Here is a 22420-nt window from a genome sequence, read left to right as displayed (position 1 = left end):
CGCCACCGTCTTTCTGTTCGGGGGTTCGGGTGCGGTTACCGGCGGTGCTCGCGGTGTCGGGCGTGGTGGCGCTGAGTCTTCCCGCGTCCGCCGTCGCCGCCCCGGCGGGCCAGTGCGCGAACCCCTCCGGCACCTACACCGGCGCGGTCCCGTGGGGGCAGCGCCTGGTCGACCCGGCGCGGCTCTGGCCGCTGACCCGGGGCGAGGGCCAGCTGGTGGCCGTCATCGGCACCGGCGTCGACGGGCAGAACACGCAGTTCGCGCCCGGGCAGCTCGAAGGCGGCACCGGCACCGAGCGGTCGGACTGCGACGGCCGCGGCACGATCGCGGCGGGGATCGTCGGCGCGCAACCGGACGCGTCGACGACGTTCGCCGGCGTCGCGCCCGGCGCGCACCTGCTGCCGATCCGCTACACCGAAGGCTCGGGCTCGTCCACGGCCGGTGACGGCGCCGGTGACCCGGGTGCGCTGGCCGGCGCCATCGACACGGCGGTCGACCGGCGCGCGAGCGTGGTCCTGATCGCGGTGCCCGCGGCGTTCGACAGCCCGGCGTTGTCCGGCGCGGTCGCGCGGGCCCGGTCGGCGGGGGCGGTGGTGGTTTCGGCGGCGTCGGCGACCCAGCAAGGCGCCCGGTCGTACCCGACGGCGACGCCCGGAGTGCTGTCCGTCGGGTCGGTGAACCCCGCGGGCGAGCCGGTGCAGACGGAGGCGGGCGACTACGTCGGCGTCGCCGCGCCGGGAGCGGAGCTGGTCAGCACGTCGGCGGGCGCGGGCGGCGCGGTCGCGCACCGGTTCCCGGTGACCGACCCGGGACTCGCGGCGGCGTACGTCGCCGGCGTCGCGGCGCTGGTCCGGGCGTACCACCCGAACCTGACCGGCGACCAGGTCGTGACGCGGCTCGAGCTGACGGCGCACCGCGCCTCGTCGGGGCGCCACGACGCGCGGCTGGGCTGGGGAGTCCTGGACGCGTACGCGGCGGTCTCCTCGACGCTGCCGGCCGACGTCCCGCCGCCGGGCGCGGTTCCCGCGTCGGGCTCGGCACCGGCGGTGGTCCCGGCCGCGGCACCCGCGCGTCCGACGTCCGACGTCACGGCGGGCACGATCGCGGTGGCCGGGGTGGCTCTCGCGGCAGCCGCCGGAGTGGCGATGGCGGCGGTCCGCCGGGCCCGGCGCCGGAACTGGCGCCCGTCCCGCTTCACGCCATAACCCGTGTCGTCCATCGGTGTACGCGTGTCGTCCGGTGGAGAACGCGAGCCGGCCGCCGGGCGCACGTCTCGGTGTACCCGGACGGACGACTCGCGTACTCAGGCGGACGACACGCGTACGTGGATGGACGACACGGTCAGGCGGGGACTGGGCGGGTTGAGCCGATGATCGCCACCGCGTGGCTGGCGCGGGCGACGTGGATCGTGAAGTCCGCGCCGTCGCGGCTGAATCTTGCGATCAGTTCGCGTGGGGTGCTGCGGTCGTGGGCCTGCCAGCCGCGCTGCTCCAGCGTCGGGAGGACGACCTCGGTGAGACGGCGTTCCGGCTCGCCCGGGTGCTCCAGGCGGACGCCGTACTGCCAGCACACCAGCTGACCCGGGCTGGTCGGGTCGCAGTCCAGCTCGCCGTTGACCGTCGGGTCCGCCGACGGGCCGAACACCGCCGCCACGTCGTCGATCACGGTCGTCAGCTCGCTCGCCAAGCGGTCCAGGTCCGGAGAGGTCATCGCAGCACACCCCCGTTGTTCAGGAACTCGACGCCGTTCTCGAGGATGCCATGCGCGTCGAAGGTCCCGTCGGGCGTGGTGGGCCCGGTGGTGATCACGCGGTACATGTTCGTCCACGACTCCGAACCCGGCTTCAGCACGTCACTGTGCGAGGACAGGCCCCACAGCTGGTCCCCGGAAGCGGACCGCCCGGTCTCCAGCTCCGTGACGCCCGGGAACGTGTCCGGGTCCGCGCCGTGGCCGATGCCGGTCCACTCCAGGCCCCACGCGTTGCCCTGGGCGATCTCGATCGGGTCGAGCGGCGCCGTCATCGAGAACCGCTGCACGCCCGCCTGGCTCGCCGGCAGGTCCGACGGCGACCACACGCCGTGGCCCATGCCCGCCGACTCGACGTGCAGGACGCGGTCGACGTCGAGACCCTGCGTCTCGGCCAGCCCGACGGTCGCGCCGCCGTAGCTGTGCCCGATCGCCGTCAGCGTGACGTCGGAGCCCGCGTGGCCCGCGATCTCGCCGCGCAGGTCGTCGGTGAAGTGCTTGAGGTCGGGCGCCATCGTCTGCGCGTAGCTCGCGTCCGGGCCCTGGGTCACCGGGTTCTGCGGGAACACGCCGTCGGCCCAGACGACCATCGCCGTGCGCCCGGTCGGGTCCGCGGCCACCAGGCTGCGCCCGAGGCCGGCGTAGGCGTCGAAGTTGGACATCTGCGTGTTGACGCCGGGCACGAACAGCCCGACGTTGCGCGTCCCCGGCTCGATGTGCCCGACGAGCTCGGCGATCCGGCCGTTGCCGGACGGGTCGAACTTCAGGATCTGCCGGTTGTTCGCGAGGATGTCTTCGTACAACGAGATCCGCGCCTGTGACCGCTTGATCTCGTCGGCGTCGGTGAGCCCGGCGAGCTTCGCCCGTTCGGCGGTCAGCGCGTCGGCGACCTTCGCGCGGTTCTGCCCGATCGCCCGCGCCCACGCGCCGGTGTCGGCCGAACCCCCGATGCCGGCCGGGTTTCCGGCGGACGGCAGGGGATCCTCGGGCAAGAGCGCCCGGTACATCGCGGCGACCTGCGTGTCGGCCCGCCGGTACCCGGCCGCCGACTCGGTCAGTCCACTTTGGAGCGTTCGCAGCCGGGAGACGCCGGAGTCGAGCTTCGAACCCAGCTCCTTCATGGTCTTCTCGAACGTCTTGGCCGCGGCGGCGGACGCGCTGACCTGACCGAACGCGGCGGCCGGGACCTTCTCGCCCGCGACCGCCGCCTGGGCGGTGCCCAAGGTGTCCGCCCGCGTGCCGAACTCGCCCGCCACGGTGTCGAGGCGGGCCGGAGCGACGCGATATCCGGCAGCCGTCACGGCCCGCCTCCGTTCTCAGAGTGGTTCAGTACGCTTCCGGCTCTTCGCCGATCACCGGCGGCGCGACCGGGGCCGACTGGCCCCAGACGTTCTCCGTCTCGACCAGCCACGCCGGGATCCGGCGCCCGGACCCCATGTCGCCGCCCCCGCCCATGCCCATCGGCATCATGGGCATCATCGGCATCGCGCCCTTGGCCGCCGCCGCGCCCGCGGCTCCGGCCGCACCGCCGGCGAGCCCGCTCAGCGCGTTGCCCGCGCCGCCGTCGCCGGCCAGGCCGGAGTGCGCCGCCGGGCCGTCGGCGCCGCCGCCGATCCCGGCCCCGCCGGGGACACCGCCGCCGATCGACGGCGCGTCACCCCCGCCGATCGGGATGCCGCCACCGGCGCCACCCTCGACGCCGGCACCGCCGCCGAGCTTCGTGCCGGGCGCTTCTTCCTTGCCGTCCTTGGGGTCCTTGCCGCTGGCCCACGGCGGCACCTTCGGCATGATCGAGCCGAACCGGCCGAACGCGGCGGCCGAAGCCGCGGCGAGCCCGGCGGTGAACATGTCGCCGAACAGCGGGTTCGACGTCGGCACGGTGCCCGGCTGCTGCGGCGTGCCGGTCGAGGGCAGCGGGTGCCCGTCGGTCGGGGTGACGACGACGCCGGGATCGGTGAGGCCGTTGCCGACGAGCCCGGGCGAACCCGCGCTTCCGGCACCGCCGCCGGTGGGCAGGGTGGCGGGCGTCTGCACGGCGTTGGGCGAAGCCGGGATCGACTCCTCGGCGGTGCTGTACTCGCCGGCCAGCTGGGTCATCACGACGATCGCCTTGCCGTGCGCCGACCCGGCCGCGTTCGCCGCGGACTGCTGGGCCTCGACGTTCGCGATGGCCTGCTGACGCTGCTGCGCCGCGGCCTGGACGACGGCGGGCGAGGAGTCCGGCGGCAGCAGCGGCGGGTTCACCGCGAGCGCGACGTCGGAGGGGGAGACGTCCGGCACCGAAACCGGCGGCGGCATCTCCTTCTTGGCCTTCACCAGCGCGTCGGCGGCGTCGTCGAGCATCACGTTCATCGCCTCGGCGGTCTGCGCCACCTTGGAGATGCCGTTCGCGAGGTCGACGATCATGTGCTGGTACTGGTCGGCGGCGCCACCGGTCCACTGGTCCTTGAACTCGGTGAGCTCCGAGTTGAGGTTGTGGGCCTGCTCGTGCAGGTGCAGCGCGGCGGACTTCCACTTGTCGGCGGCGTGGCGCGCGCTGTTCGGGTCGCCCGCCTGCAGCATCGCGTACAGCTGCTGGTGGCTGTACGCGGCGAAGTTCGTGTGCGCGGTGTTCGTCATCCCTTGCGGCTCCCGTCCGAGTCGCCCAGGCCGAGCAGGCCGAGCACGGGGTCGAGCAGGCCGGTGACGGCGCCCGAGGTGTGGAGGTCTCCGGCGACCGTCTCGTCGGCGTTCTGGTAGCCGTCGGCGACCGTGGTGGTGACGTCCTGCGCGAACCCGATCGCGCTGCGGACCTGGTCGAGCAGGCCCTGCATCTCCGAGACCGCCGCGCGGTGGGCGTCGGCCAGCGACCCGGCCTCGCCGAACTCGCCGAACAACAGCGGCTCCTCGCCGAGGGTGAGCAGGAAGTCGTTCGGTTTGGCCATCGCGTGGATCTGGGTCTCCAGCTCCCGCACGAAGTCCTTCAGCGATTCCAGGTGGACGTAGTACGACTGGTCGTGCATCGGGTCCCGGCTCTCTCGTCGCACGTTGGGGGGAAAGCCGGTCGGCCGGTGCGAGCGGGGGGTTTCCCGCACCGGCCGACCGACGTCTGGGCGCGGTTCAGCCCGCGAACAGTCCCTGGTTGCGGTTCTCCAGCGACTGCTGGAGGTCGTGGGCCTCGCCGACCTTGCCACCGAACTGGGCGATGATGGCGACGATGTCCGCGGTGGCCTGCCGCAGCCGGGTCTCCGACTGGCGGGCCGCGTCACCGGCGGAGCTGCCGGAGGCGTACCAGGTCGCGGTGATCGGCTGGAGGTTCTGGTGCAGCTGCTCCAGCTGTGAGGTGAGCGCCTTGGCCTTGGCGGCCAGGGACGCCGAGCTGTGCTGCAGCGCGGCGAAGTTGATTTCGACGACGTCGGCCATCGATCTGTCCTCTCAGGTCAGGGGTTGAGGCGGGGGATCACGCCCGAGCCCTCGAGGGAGTTCCCGACCCCCTGGAAGCTCTGGTGGACGTCGGCGTCGCCGCGGCCGTAGTTCTGGTGGCTGGTGTGGACGAGCTGCGACATGGTGTCGAGCTCCTTCACCGCGACCGTCATCTTCTCCTGGAGCCGGCGCTGGAGGTCCCAGAACGCGACGGCCTGGTCACCCTTGTAGTTGCGGAGCGCCTCGGTCAGCTCGGACTCCAAGCTGGCCATCGTGGACTTGGCGTTCGTCGCGGTTTCCTCGAAACCCTGGACGGCGCGCGTCATGGCAGCGGAATCTGCCTGGAATCCCGGACTTGACATCGACGGGCCACCTCCTTCCTGAAGCGAATACCCCTGGCGCGGTGGTCCGCGCGGTGTGAAAGTCACGCTAGAAAAGAGCTTGGTGTGGTCAAACGGCACAACTGCCGGTCGTACTGACGGCACTTATACCCACAGGGGTGGCCCCGACCGGCCGTCTGCCGTGGCATACGAGGAAAACCGCTGGTCAGCGCGATTCTGCCGAAATTCTGAGATCCGCCCGGTAGACCCGGATCCCCCGGGCGAAAGGCGGTCGAGATGGTCCACCCGCAGGCACTGCTGGACGAGCTGGGGCGCGCCCCGGACGTTCCCGCGTTCGAACACGGCTCGCACGTCACGTCGCGGCGCGAGCTGCGGGAGCTGGTCGGCCGGTTCACCGCGGGCCTGCGGGCGGCCGGGCTCGGACCGGGCGACGGCGTCGGCATCGCCACCGCCGTCACGCCGGCCGGGTTCGCCGCGATCATCGCCGCGCAGGTGCTCGGCTGCCGGGTCGTCGGGGTGCGGCCCGGCCTGCCCGTGCCGCAGCTGCGCCACGTCGTGGGCGACGTCGGCGCGCTGGTCGTCGACGCCGTGTCCGAAACGCCGGAGCTGCTCGGCACCGTCGCCGGCCTGCCGATCCTGCGCGTCGGGCCCGAGCTGCTCGCGAGCTACGAGGAGCCGGTGCCGCGAGGACGCCCGGACGACATCGCGACGGTCGTCTACACGAGCGGCAGCACCGGCGTGCCGAAGGGCGTCGCCTACAGCTACCGCGCCCTGAGCGAAGGCCGGGTGTGGCAGGCGCCGGTACCGGGCTCGGCCCACGAACGGCTCGGCGCCGGCTTCGGGCGGTTCCTGTTGTTCGGCACGCTCACCAGCGCGGTGATGCTCGAGCAGCTGGGCGTGTGCCTGCTCGCCGGCGGGACCGCGGTGGTCCCCGAGGAGCTGCCGGACTTCCCGTGGGTGCTGCCGCGGCTGCGGATCACCGCGGCGTTGATGACCGTGCCGCGGCTGCACCAGGTCCTCGACGTGCTGCGCACCGAGGACGTCGACCTGAGCGGCCTGCGGACGCTGGTCGTGGCCGGCTCGCCGGTGCCGCCGCACAAGCTGGCCGAGGCGCTGGAGCTGATCGGGCCCGCGATGCACCACGCGTACGGGCAGACCGAGACCGGGATGCTGACGATCTGCGGCGCCGGCGAGGGGCCCGGATCCGTCGGGAAGGCTTGTGACACCGTCGAAATCGAGGTCCGCGACGACGCGGGCGCGCCCCTGTCGGCCGGCTCGGAGGGCGAGGTCTGGGTGCGGACGCCGTCGGCGCTGGCCGGGTACTGGCGCGACGAAGCCACCACGGCGGAGGTGCTGCGCGAGGGCTGGGTGCGCACGCAGGACCTCGGGTCGCTGGACGCCGCCGGGTACCTGCACCTGTCCGGCCGGGCGCGCGACGTGGTGATCGTCAACGCCGTCATCCACTACACCGGCCCGATCGAGCGCGCGATCGCGGCGCACCCGGACGTCGACCAGGCGTACGTCGTGGCGGTACCGGACGAGGTGACGGGCGAGGCGGCGCACGCGTTCGTGGTGCCGGTCCCCGGCCACAAGCCGGACCTCGACGCGGTGCGCAAGGCGGTGGCGGCGGAGCTGGGGGAGGCGGCGGTGCCGGCGCGGTTCAGCTTCGTCGGCGCGGTTCCGGTCGCCCCGTCCGGAAAGCCGGACAAGGCGGCGCTGCGGGCGTCCGTCGTGGACTAGAAGTGGGTCCGGACCCCGAAGGCCTCGCGGAGGTGACGCATGTCCGCGAGGTCGTGCGGCCGGGGTTCGTAGCCCTGGTGGAAGAAGATCTGCTGCGCCGCGGACACGCACGGCACCTCGACGCCGTCGATCCGCCCGGTGACGAAACAGCCGGCGGGGTAAGGGAAAGTCCCGTCGGGGGCGGCCTGGACGGCCGACCCGTCGGCCGCGAAGACGAGCGGGTGCAGGTCGAGTTCCGTCGACCCGTCGGAGAGGACGAACCGGACCGGGCGGAGATCGACGGTCTCGCGGTAGCCGAGGGCGGCCAGCGCTTCGAGCACCGCGGGTTCCTGGTCGAGGCGGTGCAGCAGGTCGAGGTCTCGGTGTTCGCGCGTCTGCCGGCCGAGGAGTGCGTCGATGCCCCAGCCGCCGGCCAGCCAGACCTCGGCGCCGGCCAACGCCGTGAGCACGCGCAGGACCGTGCGCGCGTCCGTCACTTCCCGGCGCGCAGGTCGGTGATCACCTTGGCGACGCGCCGCTGCCGGGTCTCCTCGGTCTTCGCCTGGCCGATCGGCAGCACGAACCGCTGTTTCGCGCTGTAGGACAGGCTTTCGAAGCGGGTCCGGGCCTCGTCGTCGGCGGCCAGTGCCGAGGCCAGGTCCGCCGGGATCTCCAGCTCGCGCGGCGCCGTGTCCAGGGCGACCTCGACGTCGACCTCGTCGCCCGCCGCGACGCCGGCCTGCTCGCGGTTCTCCGCGCTGAGCGGCAGCAGGTACTGCCCGCCGCGGCTCGCGATCGTCGAACGGTAGGTGTGCCCGCCGAGCGTCACGGTGACCGCGGGCTTCTTGCCGGCGCGGAGGGCCTCGACGACGTCGCCGGGCACCGGCAGGCCGGTCGCCGTCTTGCCGCCGAGCAGGACCGTGGTGCGGAACTTCATCACGCGAGTATGCCCCGGGCCGGCCTCCCGGGCGGTGAGGCCGGCACGGGGCCGCGTGTCAGACGCCGGCGGTGGTGCGGATCCAGCTCCGGCTCGACGCGACGCTCGCGTAGTTCTGCGTGCCCTGCGGGTTCGACCCGGAGTTGCTGCCCGTGGAGCACACCCCGACCTGGAGGCCGCCCGAGAGCTGCGGGCCGCCCGAGTCGCCGTGCCACGCCGAGCCGTTGACGCCCTGGCTGGCGATGGCCGTGCCGCCGAACGCGTCGGTGCTGGTGCCCGTCACGCGCACGTTGGCGGTCTTGAGGGTGGTCGACGGCGGGCTGGTGCCCTGCGTGCGGCCCCAGCCGTAGATCTGGTTGGTCGACCCGGTCGCCGGGTTGCCGGTGCCGAGCTTCATGAACGTCGTGTTCACCGCGGTCGTCAGGTGCAGCAGCGCGATGTCGCCGTTGGGCGAGGCCTTCTGCTGGTCCACGGTGGCGTTCGTGCCCTGCTGGAGCGTCACGTTGCCGACCTTGACGTGCATGCCCGGCGAGTTCAGGCAGTGCCGCGCGGTGAGCACCCACTGCGGGGCGATGATCGTCCCCGAGCACTCGAACCCGCCGTACGTCGTCACGTTGTTCCAGTAGATCTGGGCGCCCCACGGCGCGGAGGAGACGGTGCTCCCGCCGATGATGTCCTGCTGGGCGTCCGCGACCCCTGCTGAGACCACGCTCAGCGCCGCGGCGGCAGCACCCACCGCGGCCACAGCCCTCGACATTCGCATGAAAATGCCCTTCGGCCCGGGTGATCCGGATATTCGTCCCGAACGGGACGACCAGCTCACGCTAAAAGCCGTGAAGGATTCGCGAAACCTACCGAAGTCGGGAAACCCTTCCCCGGGACGCGGGTCCTGGGGAAGGGGCGGTCACTTCGCCGTGGCGGAGACGGGGTCGGTCGGGAGGCTCGTCGACCCGGTGCGTATGCGCGCGACGATCCGGTAGTACCGCGTCTTCCCCGTCGTCAGCGAAGCCTCGGTGTACGAGGTCGCCGAGGTCTGGCCGAGCAGGTGTGCCGCGTCGATCGGCACCTGCGCGTCGTCCCCGCCGTAGACGGTGTAGGAAGCGTTGCTCTCCGCGGACAGCGGCGACCACGAGACGGTGATGCTCTTGCTGCCGCCCTGCGCGGCCGGGGCGAGCACCTGCTGGCGGATCCAGCTGTTCAGGTCGTCGACGCGCAGGCCCGTGGTGCCCTGCCGCGTTCCGGATTCGGCCAAGCAGCCGTGCTGCCACGACGACCCGGCCACCGCGAAGATCTCCGTGACGCCGCCGATCTCCCGGATGACCGGCGCGCCCGCGTCACCCTTGCAGGCGTCCGCGCCGCCGGCGCCGGTCAGCGCGAGCGTCCCGGTCGTGCCCGGCGCCGTGGTGAAGGTCGCGGAATGCGGCTGGTCCGGCACCCACTCGGTGGCCGTGCGGCCGTACCCGACGAGGCGCAGCGGCTCGCCCATCACCAGGGACGACGCGGGAAGCGCCACCGCCGGGTCGGTGACCGCGGTATTGAGGCGCGCCAGCGCGAGGCCGCGGTCCGCGCGGACGACGACGTTCGTCACCTGCGCGGTGTGGCCCGGCCGGCCCACGAGCACCGTCGTGGCCTTGGCCGGGACGCCGCCCTGCGGGTTCTCCGGGAAGCAACCGGCCGCGGTGAGCACGAAGGCGGGCGACACGAGCGCGCCGCTGCAGCCCCGGCCGTCGGCGGTCAGTTTGGCGGCGAAGGGGTAGGCGTCGGTCGGGGTGCCGTTCGAGACGGCGGACGCCGGGGTGGCGCTCACCGCGGCCGCGGCGAGCAGCGCGGCCGAAGCCGCGACGACTCTCGATCCGGTGCGTGAAGGCATCGAAGTTCTCCTCGATCGGGATGGCGGCCTCGGCCGCCGGGCGGGGTGGCTCAGAACATCGCCGACTGCGCGGCGTCGAACGTGCCGTTGCTGCTCCACTTCACGCCTTCGGCGTCGAACCCGCCGGAAGCGTTGGCGTGCCAGCGGAACAGGTTGGCGTTCGAGCTGCCGTAGTCGTAGGTGGCCAGCAGGTCGGTGCGGCCGTCGCCGTCGTAGTCGCCCACGGTCCACCGGGACTGGCCGAGGTTCCACACCCCGGTGCCGGTGGTCCACTGCGTCACCGGGGCGTCGACGCCCGTGGCGGTCGCGTGCCAGGTGCGGAACGTCAGGTTCGCGCCGCCGAGGTCGATCGCCGCGCCGAGGTCCGTGCGCCCGTCGCCGTCGAAGTCGCCGGAGACGAACTGCGCCTTGCCGGACGGGATCGCGCCGTTCCACTTGACGCCCTGCGCGTCGAACTTCCCGGAAGCGTTGGCGTACCAGAGGAACAGGTTCGCCGTGTTGTCCCGGTAGTCGTAGAACGCGGCGAGGTCGGCCCGGCCGTCGCCGTTGAGATCGCCGGCCCGCCAGGTCGACTGGAGCAGCGCCCAGTTGCCCGGCCCGGTGCGCCACTGCGTGACCGGCGCGTCGAACCCGTTCGCCGTCGCGTGCCAGGTCAGCACGCTCAGGTCGGCGTTGCCGTTGTCGTAGGCGGCGGCGATGTCCGTGCGGCCGTCGCCGTCGAAGTCCCCGGCGGTGAACCGCGCGTTGAGCGGCCGCAACGCGCCGCTCCACTTGATGACCGCGGCGTCGAAGCCGCCGGAAGCGTTGGCGTACCAGACGAAGAGGTTGGTGCCGCCGTCCAGGTAGTCGTAGAAGGCGCCGAAGTCGGTCCGGCCGTCACCGTTGAAGTCGCCGGTGACCCAGCGGGCCCGGGAGGCTTCCCAGCCGTCGGCGCTCCACTTCAGCTGCGGGGCGTCGACACCGGCCGCGGTCGTCGGCCAGACGTACACGCCGGTGCGGGCGTTCTTGAGGTCGTAGCCCGCGCCCGCGTCGTCCTTGCCATCACCGGTGAAGTCGTTGCCCGGTGAGACGGGCGTGGTCGCCGAGATCACGTCGGTCGGCGTGCTCGTCCCGCCGTCGGCCGTCGTGGCGACGACGCGGTAGTAGCGCGTCTGCCGGCCCGGCACGCCGGTCTGGGTGGCGGCCGTCGAGCCGGTGGTGGCCAGCAGGTGCGCGCCGTCGATCGGCACGTCCGGGGTGGCCGAGCCGTACACCCGGTAACTCGCACTGTCCACTGGAGACAGTGCGTGCCAGCCGACGGTGATCGCGTGGCCCACGGCCTTGGCCGCCGGGGCCAGCGCCTGCTGGCGAACCCAGCCCGCGATGTCGTCGGTCCGGGCGGCGACGGTGCCCTGCCGCGTGGTCGTCTCGCCGAAGCAGCCGTGCTGCCACGACGTGCTCGCCACCGCGACGACGCCGGAGCCCCGGAAGATCGGCGCACCCGCGTCGCCGCGGCAGGCGTCGGTGCCGTTCGTGCCGGTCAGCGCGAGCGTGGTGGCGGTCGACGACGTCGTCTTGAACGTGCCGGTGTGCAGGGTGTCGGGCACCCATTCGGCCTCGGTGCGGCCGTACCCGGCGAGGGTGAGCGTCTCGTCGGCGCCGGCCACGCCGGTGCTCAGCGGCAGCGGGGCGATATCGGTGATCGGGACGTCGATCCGCGCCAGCGCGATGTCCCGGTCACCGCGCACGACGACGTTCGTGACGTTCGCGACGTGGCCACCGGTACCGCTGAGCACGGTCCGGCCGACGGTCGCGGTGGTCGCCTTGGCGGGCACGCCGCCCTGCGGGTTTTCGGGGAAGCAGGAGGCGGCGGTGAGGATCAGGTCGGGTTCGACGAGCGCACCACCACAGGCGCGCCCGTCGGCGGTCAGCTTGGCGGCGTAGGAGTGGGCGCCCGGGGCGGCCGCGGTGCCGTGGGAGACGGCACCGGCGGGCGCCGCGGTCAGCGCGGCGGTGGCCAGGACGGCCGCGGCCACGGCGACCGCTCCGGTCTGTCGGGTGGACATGTGTTTCCCCTCGAAAAGATGTTTTGCGCGCGAACGATTCGCGGGCGCGGAAAACCGCGCCCGCGGAAATCGCGGACGTATCGGCGCCGAATGGCCGGTGAATACGGGACCGGCGTCGGGGTCAGGCGGAGGCGCGCAGTTCCAGCAGCGTGGAGGGGTCGGTCCCGGCGCCTTCGCCGATGCCGGTCCAGCCGTTCTTGGCGACCGGGACCGTGCTGTTCTGGCCGTTGATCTCGACGGTCGCCTGGACGGTGTGGCTGTCCCCCTTCACCTGGTAGGCAAAGGGCACCTCGAGGCGTAGGGAGCCGGTCGAGCCGGTGACCTTGAAGCAGTAGTGGCCGGGGTCGGGGCTGTGGTCGGCGGAGTTGTAGGCGTGCACCTCGAGCAGGCCGGACGCCGGTCCGCAGTCGACGAGGGTGATGTGACCGTCGCCGCTGATCAGGGTCAGGGCGCGGTCCTGCAGGACCTTCGCGGCGCCCGGGTACGAGTAGTCCTCGACGATGGACGGCGGCGTGTCGTCGGACGGCGACGAAGCGCCGGTCGCGGCCGATGCGCCGAAGGCCGTACCGGCGATGGCCAGTGCGGCGCCTGCCGAGGCCACTGCGGTGATGCGTGCGCGAACGCGCATGACTTCCCCCTCAGGTAGTCGAAAATGCGGCATGACCGGATCGCGGCGAGAGCTTCGCCGCGACTGGACACGAAAGGGCTGCGGCCGACCCCGAGCGGACGCGATCCGGACTTTAAACGGCTTTCGGTCGCGGAGTCAACAAATGTCCGTCAAGCTGACTCGGCTACCGGTGTGATCTTGTCCGGCTCACCCGAATGCGGCTTCCGGAGGGTTCCTTCCTTCTGCTAACTTTCGACCGCTTCGGGGGAGGAGTGAAGGCGGGAAAGCCTTTTCTGTTCGTGGTGCGCGGTTTCCGGACACCGGTTGCCGGTGGTCCCGTGCGCTCGTTTCTCCCCGGTGGCACCAGGTTTTCCGGTACGTACGGGAGGGACGGCCAGGTGCGGTTCACGAGGATGAAGAGCGCGGCGAGAGCGCGCGCGGCACTGGCGGTGACGCTGGTCGCCGCGGTGGGGGCGGGTGCGGTCGCGGTGCCCGCGCCGGCGGTGGCGGAGACCGCCGGGCCGGGCGAACGCGCGCAGGTGGTCGCCTTGTGGCAGGCGGGCGGCCCGGCGACGAAGGACGCGGCGGCCGCGGCCCTGGTCGGCTCCGACGCCGAGGTGCACACGTTCCTGGTCACCGGCAAGGCGGTGGCGGCGGAGCACGACGACCGGATCAAGGTCAGCCAGCTGCTGACGTTCGCCGGGTCGGGCCTGCGGCGTGCGTCGCAGACGGCGCTGAACGGCACCGCGGCGGACGTGCACACGTTCCTGGCGACCGGCTGGCAGCAGCCGTGGCGCGACGACAACCGCGCCCAGGTCTCGCGGTACATCGCCACCGGTGGGCACTGGGTCCAGGTGGCGGGGCAGAAAGCGCTCGACGGCAGCGAATCCGACGTCCAGAAGTTCCTCGACTCCGGCCGTCAGCAGGCGCAGAACGACGACGACCGGATCAAGGTCAGCCAGCTGCTGACCACGGGCGGTCCGGAGGTCAAGAAGGCGGCGCAGCGCGCTCTCGACGGGACCGTCGAAGACGTCCAGGCGTTCCTGGAGACCGGCTACGCGCTCGCGGCGGAACGGGACCAGGAGACCACCAGCGTCGCGCACCTCGCCGACTTGGCGCGGGACGCGGGCGCGCAGGCGGCGGCCCAGACCAAGCAGGCGCAGGACGCCGCGGACCGGGCGATCGCGGCGGCGCAGCGGGCGAAGGAAGCCGCCCAGCGGGCCGCGGCCGAAACCCAGGCGGCGCGCGACTCCTCGGTGCAGGCGGCCGGCGCGGCGGGGCGGGCGGCCACCGCGGCGCGCAGCGCGGCCGAAGCGGCGAAGACCGCGATCGGCGCGGCGGCCGAGGCCAACCGCGCGTCCCGCGTCGCGGCGAGCGCGGCGGCACAGGCCGCGACGGCCGCTTCGCTGGCGGAGCAGGCGTGTTCGCGGGCGTATTCGGCGGCATCGGCCGCGGCGGCGGACGGCGCGCACGCCGCCGAAGCCCGGCAGGCCGCGGTGGACGCGCGGAACGTCGCGGCCGGCGCCCGGGCGGCGGCGGACGCGGCGAACGCGGCGGGGCAGGCGGCGGACGCTTCGGGCCGGGCCGCGGGTGCGGCGCGCAGCGCGAGCACCAACGCGGACGCGGCGGCGTCGGCGGCGAGCGAAGCCGCGGGCTACGCGCGCTCGGCGGGCGCGAACGCGAGCCAGGCCGAGCAGGCGGCGGCCACGGCCCGCGCGGCGGCGGCCCGCGCGAACCGGGCGGCGAACGCGGCGGAGTCCCTGGCGAACCAGGCGGCCACGGCGGCCCGCCAGGCCCGCGACGCGGCGAACGCGTCGGCGGCCCACGCGGAAGCGGCGGCCACGGCGGCCGACCAGGCGGCAGCGGCGGCGGAGCAGGCGAAGAAGGACGCGGACGCGGCGGCCCGCTACGCGGCGTCGGCGAAGACATCGGCGGACACGGCGACCACGGCGGCGGACCAGGCGGCCCAGCTGGAGAAGACGTCCCGCGACGCGGACGCGGCGCGCTTGGAGGCCCAGAAGGACCAGGCGATAGCGGACGCGGAAGCGGCCAAGCAGGCCGAGGACAACCGCAAGGCGGCGGGCGAGTGGAAGGCCGGCGAGGCGGCGGCGAGGTCGGCGGAGACCCAGCGCCTGCTGGACGAGGCGGCGAACCCGGCGACCGACCCGGAGACCGTCGTCCTCGACATCCGCAAGGCGGCGGTCCAGCTCCTCGGCAGCGGTGGCCCGTGGACGAAGGCGGCGGCCGCCTCGGCGCTGTCGGCCGACGCGGCCGGGCTCAAGCAGTTCGCCCGGACCGGACTCGCCACCGCGACCCAGCAGGACGACCGCGCCAGTGTCGCGAGCCTTCGCGACACCTCGGACAACACCCGGTTCCAGCAGGCGGCGCGCACCGCGTTCGCCGCGCCGTACCCGCAGGTCGCGGAGTTCCTCCGGACGCGTGACTACCCGGGCAAGGCGGACGACGACCGCGTCGCCGTCCAGCTGATCCTCAACACCGGTGGGCCCGCCACGAAGGAGGCGGCCAACCGGGCGCTCAACGGCAGCGCGGCCGACATCGCCGAGTTCCTGCGCGCCGGCCAGTACGTCGCGGCGGAACACGACGACCGCATCGCCGTCACGCGGTTCCTCACCACGGGCGGCCCGGAAGTGCAGGCCGCGGCCCAGGCCGCGTTGTCCGGCCCGGTGTCGTCGCTGAAGACGTTCCTGCAGACCGAGCAGTACGACGCTGAGCAGCGGGACATCGACACCGCCACGCACGCCGCCGACGTCCACCGCTTCGTCACCGAGGCGGCGAGTGTCGCGGCGACCGCCCGCGCCGACGCCGCCACGGCGGCCGAAGCCGCGGCGAGGGCGCGGAACGCGGCTGACGAAGCTTCGCAGGCGGCGGCGGAAGCGCGGCGGCAGGCCGATCAGGCCAAGGTCTACGCCGACCAGGCCCGCGAGTCCGCCGAGCAGGCCCAGCGGTCGGCGGACCAGGCGGCCCAGTCCGCCCGCCAGGCTCGGGGCGCGGCGCAGAATGCCCAGCGCGACGCCCAGTCCGCCGCGGCCTCCGCGACCCGCGCCCGCGCCTCCGCGGTGCGGGCGAACAACTCCGCCGCGGCCGCGCAGACGTACGCGGAACAAGCGCGAGCTTCGGCCGTCGCGGCCGGGAAGGACGCGGACGAGGCGGCGAAGGCGGCTGACGAGGCAGCGAAGATCGCGGCGGACAAGCGGGCCGCGGAGGACGCGAAGAACCAGGAGAGCGGTTCCGGAACGGGCCCGCTGACCCCGGACGACGAAGCCGCGCTGCGGGCGGCGGGCGGACAGGAGCTGGTCGACCAGTACAACCAGGCGAAGGCGCTCGCCGAGAAGAGCCTCATCGACTGGATCATCGAAAACGGCGGGCAGATCCTGATCGACCTGTTCATCGGCGGGATCAAGGCCTGCGTCAACGACCCGGGCATCGTCAACTGCATCATGGGCGCGGTCGACATCGCGTCGCTCGGCCTCGCCGCGCTCAAGGCGTTCGAAGTCGGCAAGGCGCTGTGGCGCATCATCGCCGGCGTCGGCAGGTTCGTCGACGACGTCGCCCGGGCCCGGACCTTCCTGGGCCGGGGCAAGGAGATCATCGAGGCGGCCCGGGCCGGGAACTGCTTCCCCGCCGGGACGATCGTCCAGACGGAAACCGGACCCGAACCGATCGAAGACGTCTCGGCCGGCGATCGCGTCTGGTCGAAGGACCCGGTCACCGGCGCCTCGCAGCTGAGGGCGGTCACCGCCACCTTCCACCGCCAGGTGGATTCGCTGGTGGTCGTGGGGGTCGGCACGACCCTCGTCCGGTCGACCACGGAGCACCCGTTCTGGGTCACCGGAAAGGGCTGGACGTCGGCGTCCGACCTGCGGGCGGGCGACGAGCTCGACTCCGGGGACGGCGCACCGGCGCAGGTGACCTCGGTGACGCGGGAAACCGCGGCGGTCACGGTCTACAACTTCGAGGTCGAGACCGATCACGACTACCGCGTCTCGCAGCGCGCGCTACTGGTGCACAACATGTGCAAGCCGCTGCCGAACCAGCTGCCGGGCAACCTGGAGAAGGAGCTGGCGGACGCCGCCCGCGTCAACGTCCGGCCGGTCCGGGCCGCGCAGGGCGCGGAGCTGGACGCCGCGCTCGCCCGGGCGGACCTGGAAGGGCAGATCAAGTGGGCGATCCTGGAGGACGGTAGCCTCGTGGTGATGCCGCACACGGTCCAAGGGCTCGAGATCTCCCACGCCGTCCTCAGTGGTGGCCAAGCGGTCCGGGCGGCCGGCGAGGCGACCATCGCCGGGTCTGCCGAGATGGGGTACTACGGCCTGGAAATCTCCAGCCGCAGCGGCCACTTCGTCGGCAGCGACCAGGCACTCTGGGAGCCGATCCGGCGGCTGGGCATGGACGCGTTCGGGAAGCTGGGTATCCACTTCTGATGGCGGACGTGCTCGGGAGCCTGGATTCGGTGCCGTGGCGGGAACGCTTCGAGTGGTGGCTGGCCGGCGGCCGCCTGGCGGACGACGCCGGGCCGAACGTCTGGCTCGGGGTGGTGCAGCTGCTGACCATGCCGCTGGTCCGGCAGCTGCGGCACCCCGAGGCGACGGGGGACCGGCTGCCGGCCGCGGAGCTGGACCGGTACCTCCGCGCGGCCGACGAGCTGTTCACGTTCCTCGAACAGCGGCAGCTGATGGACGCGCACGACGTGCTGACCCGGCGGCTCGCCCTGGCGGCCGCACTCGCGGCGTCCGGGATCCCGCTCCCGGACTCGCCACTGGCGGCCGACCGGGTCGTCCGTTCGGTCCTCGCCGTGGTCACCCCGGAGCGGCTGGCCGAGGCGGAACGGCTGGGGGCGGTCTGGACAACCCTGGAGCGAGCCGAAATGCTCCGTGTCCGGCACCTCAAACAGCTCATGAAGCTCGCACTCGAGCTGCGTGAGCACCTCACCGACCCGGCCATTGCGGCCACTGTGTCGAGCTGGCAGCCGGTCGTTTCCGCGTTGCCTTGAGCGAGCCGGCCGGCCTGCGCGTCGTTGCGACGGGCAGGCCCGGCCGGTGAGCGCGGAGTTCGCCGGGAAGTAGCGTCTCCCCGCGTTTGCACACGAGGGGGAACCATGGCGGCGCCGCAGCACGATCCTGAGCTCTTCGACGAACTGATGCGCACCGAACTGAGCCGGCAGCCGGTCAGCCGGTTCGCCGTCGCGACGCTCGTCTCCGGGCTCATCGGCGGGTTGCTCGCGCCGGTGTTCGCCGTCCTCGCCTTCGGGCAGATCCGCAAGCAGCGGCAGCGGGGGCGGGTGCTCGTGGTCTGCGGGCTGGTCGCCTTCGCCTGCTGGATGGGGTTCCTCGGCTACCGGATCGGCACCGGGACGGCGTGGTGGCAGCAGCGCCCGCAGCCGGACGGCTCGGCGGCCGGCGCGGTTCACGGGGCCGATCTCGTCGCGGGGGACTGCTTCTGGGCGCCGCCGGCTTCCGGCAGCACCGATGTCGTGCGGCGGTCGTGCGGCGAGGCGCACACCGGGGAGGCGTTCGAGGTTCTTCCGCTGGGGGCGGGGCCGATGCCGGACATCCTCGACGTCTACCGGCGCTCGCTGGCCCGGTGCGAGGCCGACGCCCGGGCGATCGCGGGCGTGCGCGTCCAGGTCGTCACGCCGACCGCGGAGACCTGGAACCAGGGCAGGCACCGCGCGGTCTGCTACTACCGCTTCGCCACGGAGATGACCGCGCCCGCGCGGTGATCAGCTCTCCACCGGCTTCGTCCAAGCCACCTGCACAAGTCCGGTCCCATGCCGACGGGAAACCAGCGTCCCCCGCCCCGGCGGCTGCGGGGACGGCTTCACGTCCGCCAGCAACGCCCCTTCGTCCTTCGTCCCCGACATGATCAACCCCGGCGATCCCAGCTCCCGCAGCCGCTGCAGCACCGGCTCGAACAACGCCCGACCAGCCCCACCCGAACCTCGCACGATGATCACGTGCAACCCGATGTCCCGCGCCTGCGGCAGGAACTCGAGCAACGGCTGCAACGGATTCCGCCCCACTGTCGCCACCAGCTCGTAGTCGTCCACCAGCACGAACAGTTCCGGCCCCCGCCACCACGAACGGTTGCGCAGCTGCTCCGGCGTCACCGATGGGCCCGGCAGGCGGTTGCGCATCGCCGTCGCGCACTCCGTGATCAGCTCTGTCAGCTTGCCTTCCGCACCCGCGTAGCCCAGCAGGTGCGCCTCCGGTACCGCGCCGAGCAGGCCACGCCGGTAGTCCGCGACGATGATCGCCGCCTCGTCCGGGGTGTACGCCGATGTGATGCCCTGCGCCAACGCCCGCAGCAGCGACGACTTGCCCGACTCCACGTCGCCGAACGCCACGAAGTGCGGGTCCGTCGAGAAGTCCAGGTACACCGGCCGCAACGTCGACTCCGCGATGCCCAGCGTCACCTGGTGCGGCGGTGGCGGCGCCAGCGTGTCCAGCGGGACCTCCGGCGGCAGCAGCCGGACCTGCGGGGCGCGCGGTCCCTTCCACGCCTCGGAAATCTTGCGGACCAGGTCGACGCCGCCCGCGCCGACCGTCTCCGGGCGCTGGTCGCCGTCGATGCGGGGGAGGGCCGCCAAGAAATGGAGCTTCTCCGCTGTGATGCCGCGTCCGGGGCGGTCGGCCGGGACGTTCACCGCGACCTTGCGGTCGATCGACGAGTCCATCGGGTCGCCGAGACGCAGCTCGAAGCGCGTGCCGATCGCGTCGCGCAGCTGGGCGCGGACGCCGATCCACTGGTTGAGCGAGACGATCACGTGGATGCCGAACCCGAGCCCGCGCGCGGCCAGCCCGGTGATCTGCTCCTCCAGCTGCTCGTACTCCTGCCGGATCGTGGTCCAGTTGTCCACCAGCAGGAACACGTCGCCGAACTCGCGTCCGTCGGTGCTCTCGGTGAACTCCGCCCGCCGCTGGCGGAACGTCGTGATCGACTCGATCCCGTGGGCGGAGAAGAACTCCTCGCGCTGCTCCAGCAACGTCGTCAGCTCGGCGACGACCCGGCGGCAGCGCTGCGCGTCGCGGCGGGTGGCGTAGCCGGACGTGTGCGGCAGCCCGGCGATCGGGGCCAGCGCGCCGCCGCCCATGTCCAGCACGAACAGCTGGACCTCGGCCGGGGTGTGGGTCAGCGCGAGCATGCCCGCGATGTCCTTCATCAGCGTCGACTTGCCGCTCTGCGGGGCGCCGACGATCAGCGCGTGCCCGCCCGCGCCGGAGAAGTCGGCCCACAGCATGTCCCGGCGCTGCTCGAACGGCTTGTCCACCAGCGCGACCGGGATCGTCAGCTTGCCGTTGCCGCCCCAGCCGAGCGGGCACAGGCCGCGCGCGGCGTCCTCGCCCAGCGGCGGCAGGAGCTGCTCCAGCGTCGGCGGTTCGGCCAGCGGCGGCAGCCAGATCTGGTGCGCGGCCGGCCCCTTGCCGTCCAGGCGCGACAGCATCGCGTGGATGATCGTCTCGCCGGTGCCGTCGGCGGCCGGGGACTCCGCGATCTCGGTCGTCACCGGGATCTCCACCGGGGCCAGGGAGAACGGCAGGACGCCGAGCTCCTGCCCGTCCTCGCGCACGACCGTGCTGCGCGGCGGCAGCTCACCCGAGACGTACGCGGCCTTGAGCCGGATCAGCGTGTCGGTGTCGGACTTCAGGTACGCCGACCCCGGCACCGGCGGCAGGTGGTAGGCGTCGGCCACGCCCAGCACGGTCCGGCTTTCCGACGCCGAGAACGTCCGCAGGCCGATCCGGTACGACAGGTGGGAGTCGAGCCCGCGCAGCCGGCCCTCCTCCAGCCGCTGCGACGCCAGCAGGAGGTGGATGCCCAGTGAGCGCCCGAGCCGGCCGATCGCGACGAACAGGTCGATGAACTCCGGCCGCGCCGACAGCAGCTCGCTGAACTCGTCGATGATCACCAGCAGCGACGGCAGCGGGTCGAGCGCGACGCCGTCCGCGCGCGCCTTCTCGTAGTCGCGCACCGACGCGTAGTTCCCGGCCGCGTGCAGCAGTTCCTGGCGCCGCAGCAGCTCGCCGTTGAGCGCGTCGGCCATGCGGTCGACCAGCGCGAGGTCGTCGGACAGGTTCGTGATCACGGCGCACGTGTGCGGCAGGCCGGTCATCCCGGCGAAGGTCGCGCCGCCCTTGAAGTCGATCAGCGCCAGGTTCAGCGTCTCCGACGAGTGCATCACCGCGAGCGCCGTCACCAGCGTCCGCAGCAGCTCGCTCTTGCCGGACCCGGTCGCGCCGATGACCAGGCCGTGCGGCCCCATCCCGCCCTCGGCCGACTCCTTGAGGTCCAGCTCCACCGGCCGGCCCTCCGGGTTGACGCCCAGCGGGATCCGCAGCCGGTCACGGGCCGCGCGCGGTGCCCACGTCACGGCGGTGTCGGTGTCGCGCGGGTCGCCGATGCCGAGCAGCCCGGACAGCCCGAACGTCGCCGACATCGGCTTGTCGCCGACGACGGCGGCCGGCGTGTGCAGCGGTGTCAGCATCCGGGCCAGCGCCTCCGCGGCGCCGCGGTCCAGGATGTCCGGGCGGCCGAGGAACCCGAGCTGCTGCTCACTGGCGTCGCCGACGACCATGCCCAGGGAGTCGGGGGTGGTGTGCAGGCTCAGCAGCCGCTCGGTCGAGTACGTCCGCGGGTGTTCCTGCCCGATCTCGATCACCGTGACGCCGAGCCTGCCGTCCTCGCCGATCAGCCGGGGCTCGCCGTGGGCGTTGCCGCGGTCGACGACGACCACCAGGTGCGGCAGGTCGAGCTCGGCCGCGGCGCGCCGGCTGAACACGGGCCGTTCGCCGAGGTCCGCGCCGAGCAGCTCGGCCAGGCCGGCCGCCGAGTCGGCGGCGAGGCGCCGGGAACCGACGGCGTCGGTCGCGCCGGCCGCGGTCGCGTGCGGCAGCCACTTCGCCCACTCCCAGTCGTGCTGCCGGTCCGCCGGCACGCACAGCGCGACCCGCAGGTCGGACGGGGAGTGGAAGGTGACGAGCTGGCACAGCAGCGACCGCACCAGGCCGAGCACGTCCGGCCGCCGCCCGGCGATGGTGACCGCAGCGAACGAGCGCAGCGAGAGCGCCACCGGCAGGTCGTCGACCGTCGAGTAGGTGCGGATGAAGTGCTTGAGGCTGGTGGAGCACACCGGGTCCAGGTCCTCCAGGGGCACGGTCTGCGGTGCCTTCAGCGGCGTCGCCAGCCGCTGCGGCCCGGTGCCCGCGCGCACCTGCGCGAACTGCCCGTCGGTGCGCCGCCGGTCCCACAGCTTGCCGGTCTCGACGTAGGCCCAGAGGTCGGCGGGGTCGGGCTGGACGGCGACCATCGCGGCGCGCTGGCCGTCGGCGATGTCCCGGACCTGGGCCCGCAGCCCGGACAGATAACGCTGGTAGTCGCGGCGCTCGTCGTTGATCTGCGCCTTCTTCGCCATGCCGCCGCGGCCGAGCGACATCACGACCATGCCGCCCATGGCGCAGATGAACAGCGCGCCGAAGATGTAGGTCATCACGCCGCCGTCGCGTCCGATGTAGACGAACGACATCGCGCCCATGCCGAGCATCATCGGCAGGAACATCATCAGCTGCATCATCCCGCCGGACGAGCTCTTCGGGAGCATCGGCGGCGACTGCAGCACGATCTCGGAGGGCCGCTCGGGCGACAAGCTCATGCGTCAAGGCTCCAGCAGATCGGACGGGGTCTGACCGGTATTTTGGCCACTCGCCGACCCGGCGCGGTGGGTACTTTTGCCGTCCG

The 22420-nt window shown here is 73.1% G+C and carries 18 protein-coding genes; 5 read left to right on the top strand and 13 right to left on the bottom strand.

Translation table 11 applies throughout. The annotated features are described in order from the left end of the window. Positions 1 to 29: 29 nt before the first annotated feature. The gene (locus ACZ7PG_RS11140; protein WP_470238896.1) at positions 30 to 1205 is read left to right on the top strand and encodes a S8 family serine peptidase; all 1176 of its coding nucleotides are present in this window, start codon (positions 30 to 32) and stop codon (positions 1203 to 1205) included. Between the two features lie 136 nt (positions 1206 to 1341). Here the strand turns inward: ACZ7PG_RS11140 and ACZ7PG_RS11135 are convergent, their stop codons facing one another. The 6 genes from ACZ7PG_RS11135 to ACZ7PG_RS11110 all read right to left on the bottom strand — a co-directional run bounded on the left by ACZ7PG_RS11135 (position 1342) and on the right by ACZ7PG_RS11110 (position 5510). Further along, positions 1342 to 1710, bottom strand: coding sequence for a hypothetical protein (locus ACZ7PG_RS11135; protein ID WP_470238895.1), 369 nt, complete (start codon positions 1708 to 1710; stop codon positions 1342 to 1344). Continuing rightward, positions 1707 to 3047, bottom strand: coding sequence for an alpha/beta hydrolase (locus ACZ7PG_RS11130; RefSeq protein WP_470238894.1), 1341 nt, complete (start codon positions 3045 to 3047; stop codon positions 1707 to 1709). The genes ACZ7PG_RS11135 and ACZ7PG_RS11130 overlap by 4 nt, the downstream gene beginning before the upstream one ends. A gap of 25 nt (positions 3048 to 3072) precedes the next feature. Further along, the gene (locus ACZ7PG_RS11125) at positions 3073 to 4365 is read right to left on the bottom strand and encodes a WXG100 family type VII secretion target (protein WP_470238893.1); all 1293 of its coding nucleotides are present in this window, start codon (positions 4363 to 4365) and stop codon (positions 3073 to 3075) included. Next, the gene (locus ACZ7PG_RS11120; RefSeq protein ID WP_470238892.1) at positions 4362 to 4748 is read right to left on the bottom strand and encodes a hypothetical protein; all 387 of its coding nucleotides are present in this window, start codon (positions 4746 to 4748) and stop codon (positions 4362 to 4364) included. The genes ACZ7PG_RS11125 and ACZ7PG_RS11120 overlap by 4 nt, the downstream gene beginning before the upstream one ends. Before the next feature lie 97 nt (positions 4749 to 4845). Next, complete coding sequence (locus ACZ7PG_RS11115; protein ID WP_020644701.1) at positions 4846 to 5148, bottom strand: hypothetical protein; 303 nt, start codon at positions 5146 to 5148, stop codon at positions 4846 to 4848. Positions 5149 to 5165: 17 nt separating this feature from the next. Next, positions 5166 to 5510 (bottom strand): WXG100 family type VII secretion target, encoded by a 345-nt coding sequence (locus ACZ7PG_RS11110; protein WP_086856673.1) that lies wholly within the window; start codon positions 5508 to 5510, stop codon positions 5166 to 5168. Positions 5511 to 5765: 255 nt separating this feature from the next. Between ACZ7PG_RS11110 and ACZ7PG_RS11105 the strand changes: the two genes are divergently transcribed. After that, positions 5766 to 7229 (top strand): class I adenylate-forming enzyme family protein, encoded by a 1464-nt coding sequence (locus ACZ7PG_RS11105; RefSeq protein WP_470238891.1) that lies wholly within the window; start codon positions 5766 to 5768, stop codon positions 7227 to 7229. On the opposite strand, the gene ACZ7PG_RS11100 is transcribed toward ACZ7PG_RS11105, so the two are convergent. The 6 genes from ACZ7PG_RS11100 to ACZ7PG_RS11075 form a co-directional block, all read right to left on the bottom strand. Continuing rightward, positions 7226 to 7705 carry a nucleotidyltransferase domain-containing protein gene (locus ACZ7PG_RS11100; protein WP_470238890.1) on the bottom strand — a complete coding sequence of 160 codons (480 nt, stop codon included), beginning with the start codon at positions 7703 to 7705 and terminating at the stop codon, positions 7226 to 7228. The two genes, ACZ7PG_RS11105 and ACZ7PG_RS11100, sit on opposite strands and share 4 nt — an antisense overlap. Continuing rightward, entirely contained in the window at positions 7702 to 8145 is a 444-nt protein-coding gene (locus ACZ7PG_RS11095; protein ID WP_470238889.1) for a YdeI/OmpD-associated family protein, read from the bottom strand. The genes ACZ7PG_RS11100 and ACZ7PG_RS11095 overlap by 4 nt, the downstream gene beginning before the upstream one ends. A gap of 58 nt (positions 8146 to 8203) precedes the next feature. Then, positions 8204 to 8908 carry a S1 family peptidase gene (locus tag ACZ7PG_RS11090; protein WP_470238888.1) on the bottom strand — a complete coding sequence of 235 codons (705 nt, stop codon included), beginning with the start codon at positions 8906 to 8908 and terminating at the stop codon, positions 8204 to 8206. Between the two features lie 141 nt (positions 8909 to 9049). After that, the gene (locus ACZ7PG_RS11085; RefSeq protein ID WP_470238887.1) at positions 9050 to 10015 is read right to left on the bottom strand and encodes a trypsin-like serine protease; all 966 of its coding nucleotides are present in this window, start codon (positions 10013 to 10015) and stop codon (positions 9050 to 9052) included. Between the two features lie 50 nt (positions 10016 to 10065). After that, complete coding sequence (locus ACZ7PG_RS11080; protein WP_470238886.1) at positions 10066 to 12060, bottom strand: trypsin-like serine protease; 1995 nt, start codon at positions 12058 to 12060, stop codon at positions 10066 to 10068. 121 nt (positions 12061 to 12181) lie between these two features. Then, the gene (locus ACZ7PG_RS11075) at positions 12182 to 12688 is read right to left on the bottom strand and encodes a hypothetical protein (RefSeq protein WP_470238885.1); all 507 of its coding nucleotides are present in this window, start codon (positions 12686 to 12688) and stop codon (positions 12182 to 12184) included. Positions 12689 to 13065: 377 nt separating this feature from the next. On the opposite strand from ACZ7PG_RS11075, the gene ACZ7PG_RS11070 reads away from it, so the two are divergent. From ACZ7PG_RS11070 to ACZ7PG_RS11060, 3 genes are all read left to right on the top strand, one after another. Continuing rightward, entirely contained in the window at positions 13066 to 17109 is a 4044-nt protein-coding gene (locus ACZ7PG_RS11070; protein WP_470238884.1) for a polymorphic toxin-type HINT domain-containing protein, read from the top strand. Further along, positions 17109 to 17678, top strand: a complete 570-nt coding sequence (locus ACZ7PG_RS11065) for a hypothetical protein (RefSeq protein ID WP_470238883.1) — start codon at positions 17109 to 17111, stop codon at positions 17676 to 17678. Before ACZ7PG_RS11070 ends, ACZ7PG_RS11065 begins: the two co-directional genes overlap by 1 nt. 105 nt (positions 17679 to 17783) lie before the next feature. Then, positions 17784 to 18407 carry a DUF4190 domain-containing protein gene (locus ACZ7PG_RS11060; protein WP_470238882.1) on the top strand — a complete coding sequence of 208 codons (624 nt, stop codon included), beginning with the start codon at positions 17784 to 17786 and terminating at the stop codon, positions 18405 to 18407. Here ACZ7PG_RS11060 and eccCa read toward each other — a convergent pair whose 3' ends face one another. After that, entirely contained in the window at positions 18408 to 22334 is a 3927-nt protein-coding gene (gene eccCa, locus ACZ7PG_RS11055) for a type VII secretion protein EccCa (RefSeq protein ID WP_470238881.1), read from the bottom strand. Between the last annotated feature and the right edge of the window lie 86 nt (positions 22335 to 22420).

This window comes from Amycolatopsis sp. NPDC114504, assembly GCF_055633595.1.
This window is presented reverse-complemented; position numbering and strand designations above follow the sequence as displayed.

Excerpts from the sequence above, each read along its gene's own strand:
- ACZ7PG_RS11080 (WP_470238886.1), bottom strand. The coding sequence starts at position 12,060 with ATGTCCACCCGACAGACCGGAGCGGTCGCCGTGGCCGCGGCCGTCCTG.
- ACZ7PG_RS11105 (WP_470238891.1), top strand. The coding sequence starts at position 5,766 with ATGGTCCACCCGCAGGCACTGCTGGACGAGCTGGGGCGCGCCCCGGAC.
- ACZ7PG_RS11125 (WP_470238893.1), bottom strand. The coding sequence starts at position 4,365 with ATGACGAACACCGCGCACACGAACTTCGCCGCGTACAGCCACCAGCAG.
- eccCa (WP_470238881.1), bottom strand. The coding sequence starts at position 22,334 with ATGAGCTTGTCGCCCGAGCGGCCCTCCGAGATCGTGCTGCAGTCGCCG.
- ACZ7PG_RS11090 (WP_470238888.1), bottom strand. The coding sequence starts at position 8,908 with ATGCGAATGTCGAGGGCTGTGGCCGCGGTGGGTGCTGCCGCCGCGGCG.
- ACZ7PG_RS11110 (WP_086856673.1), bottom strand. The coding sequence starts at position 5,510 with ATGTCAAGTCCGGGATTCCAGGCAGATTCCGCTGCCATGACGCGCGCC.
- ACZ7PG_RS11115 (WP_020644701.1), bottom strand. The coding sequence starts at position 5,148 with ATGGCCGACGTCGTCGAAATCAACTTCGCCGCGCTGCAGCACAGCTCG.
- ACZ7PG_RS11095 (WP_470238889.1), bottom strand. The coding sequence starts at position 8,145 with ATGAAGTTCCGCACCACGGTCCTGCTCGGCGGCAAGACGGCGACCGGC.
- ACZ7PG_RS11135 (WP_470238895.1), bottom strand. The coding sequence starts at position 1,710 with ATGACCTCTCCGGACCTGGACCGCTTGGCGAGCGAGCTGACGACCGTG.
- ACZ7PG_RS11085 (WP_470238887.1), bottom strand. The coding sequence starts at position 10,015 with ATGCCTTCACGCACCGGATCGAGAGTCGTCGCGGCTTCGGCCGCGCTG.
- ACZ7PG_RS11065 (WP_470238883.1), top strand. The coding sequence starts at position 17,109 with ATGGCGGACGTGCTCGGGAGCCTGGATTCGGTGCCGTGGCGGGAACGC.
- ACZ7PG_RS11060 (WP_470238882.1), top strand. The coding sequence starts at position 17,784 with ATGGCGGCGCCGCAGCACGATCCTGAGCTCTTCGACGAACTGATGCGC.
- ACZ7PG_RS11075 (WP_470238885.1), bottom strand. The coding sequence starts at position 12,688 with ATGCGCGTTCGCGCACGCATCACCGCAGTGGCCTCGGCAGGCGCCGCA.
- ACZ7PG_RS11120 (WP_470238892.1), bottom strand. The coding sequence starts at position 4,748 with ATGCACGACCAGTCGTACTACGTCCACCTGGAATCGCTGAAGGACTTC.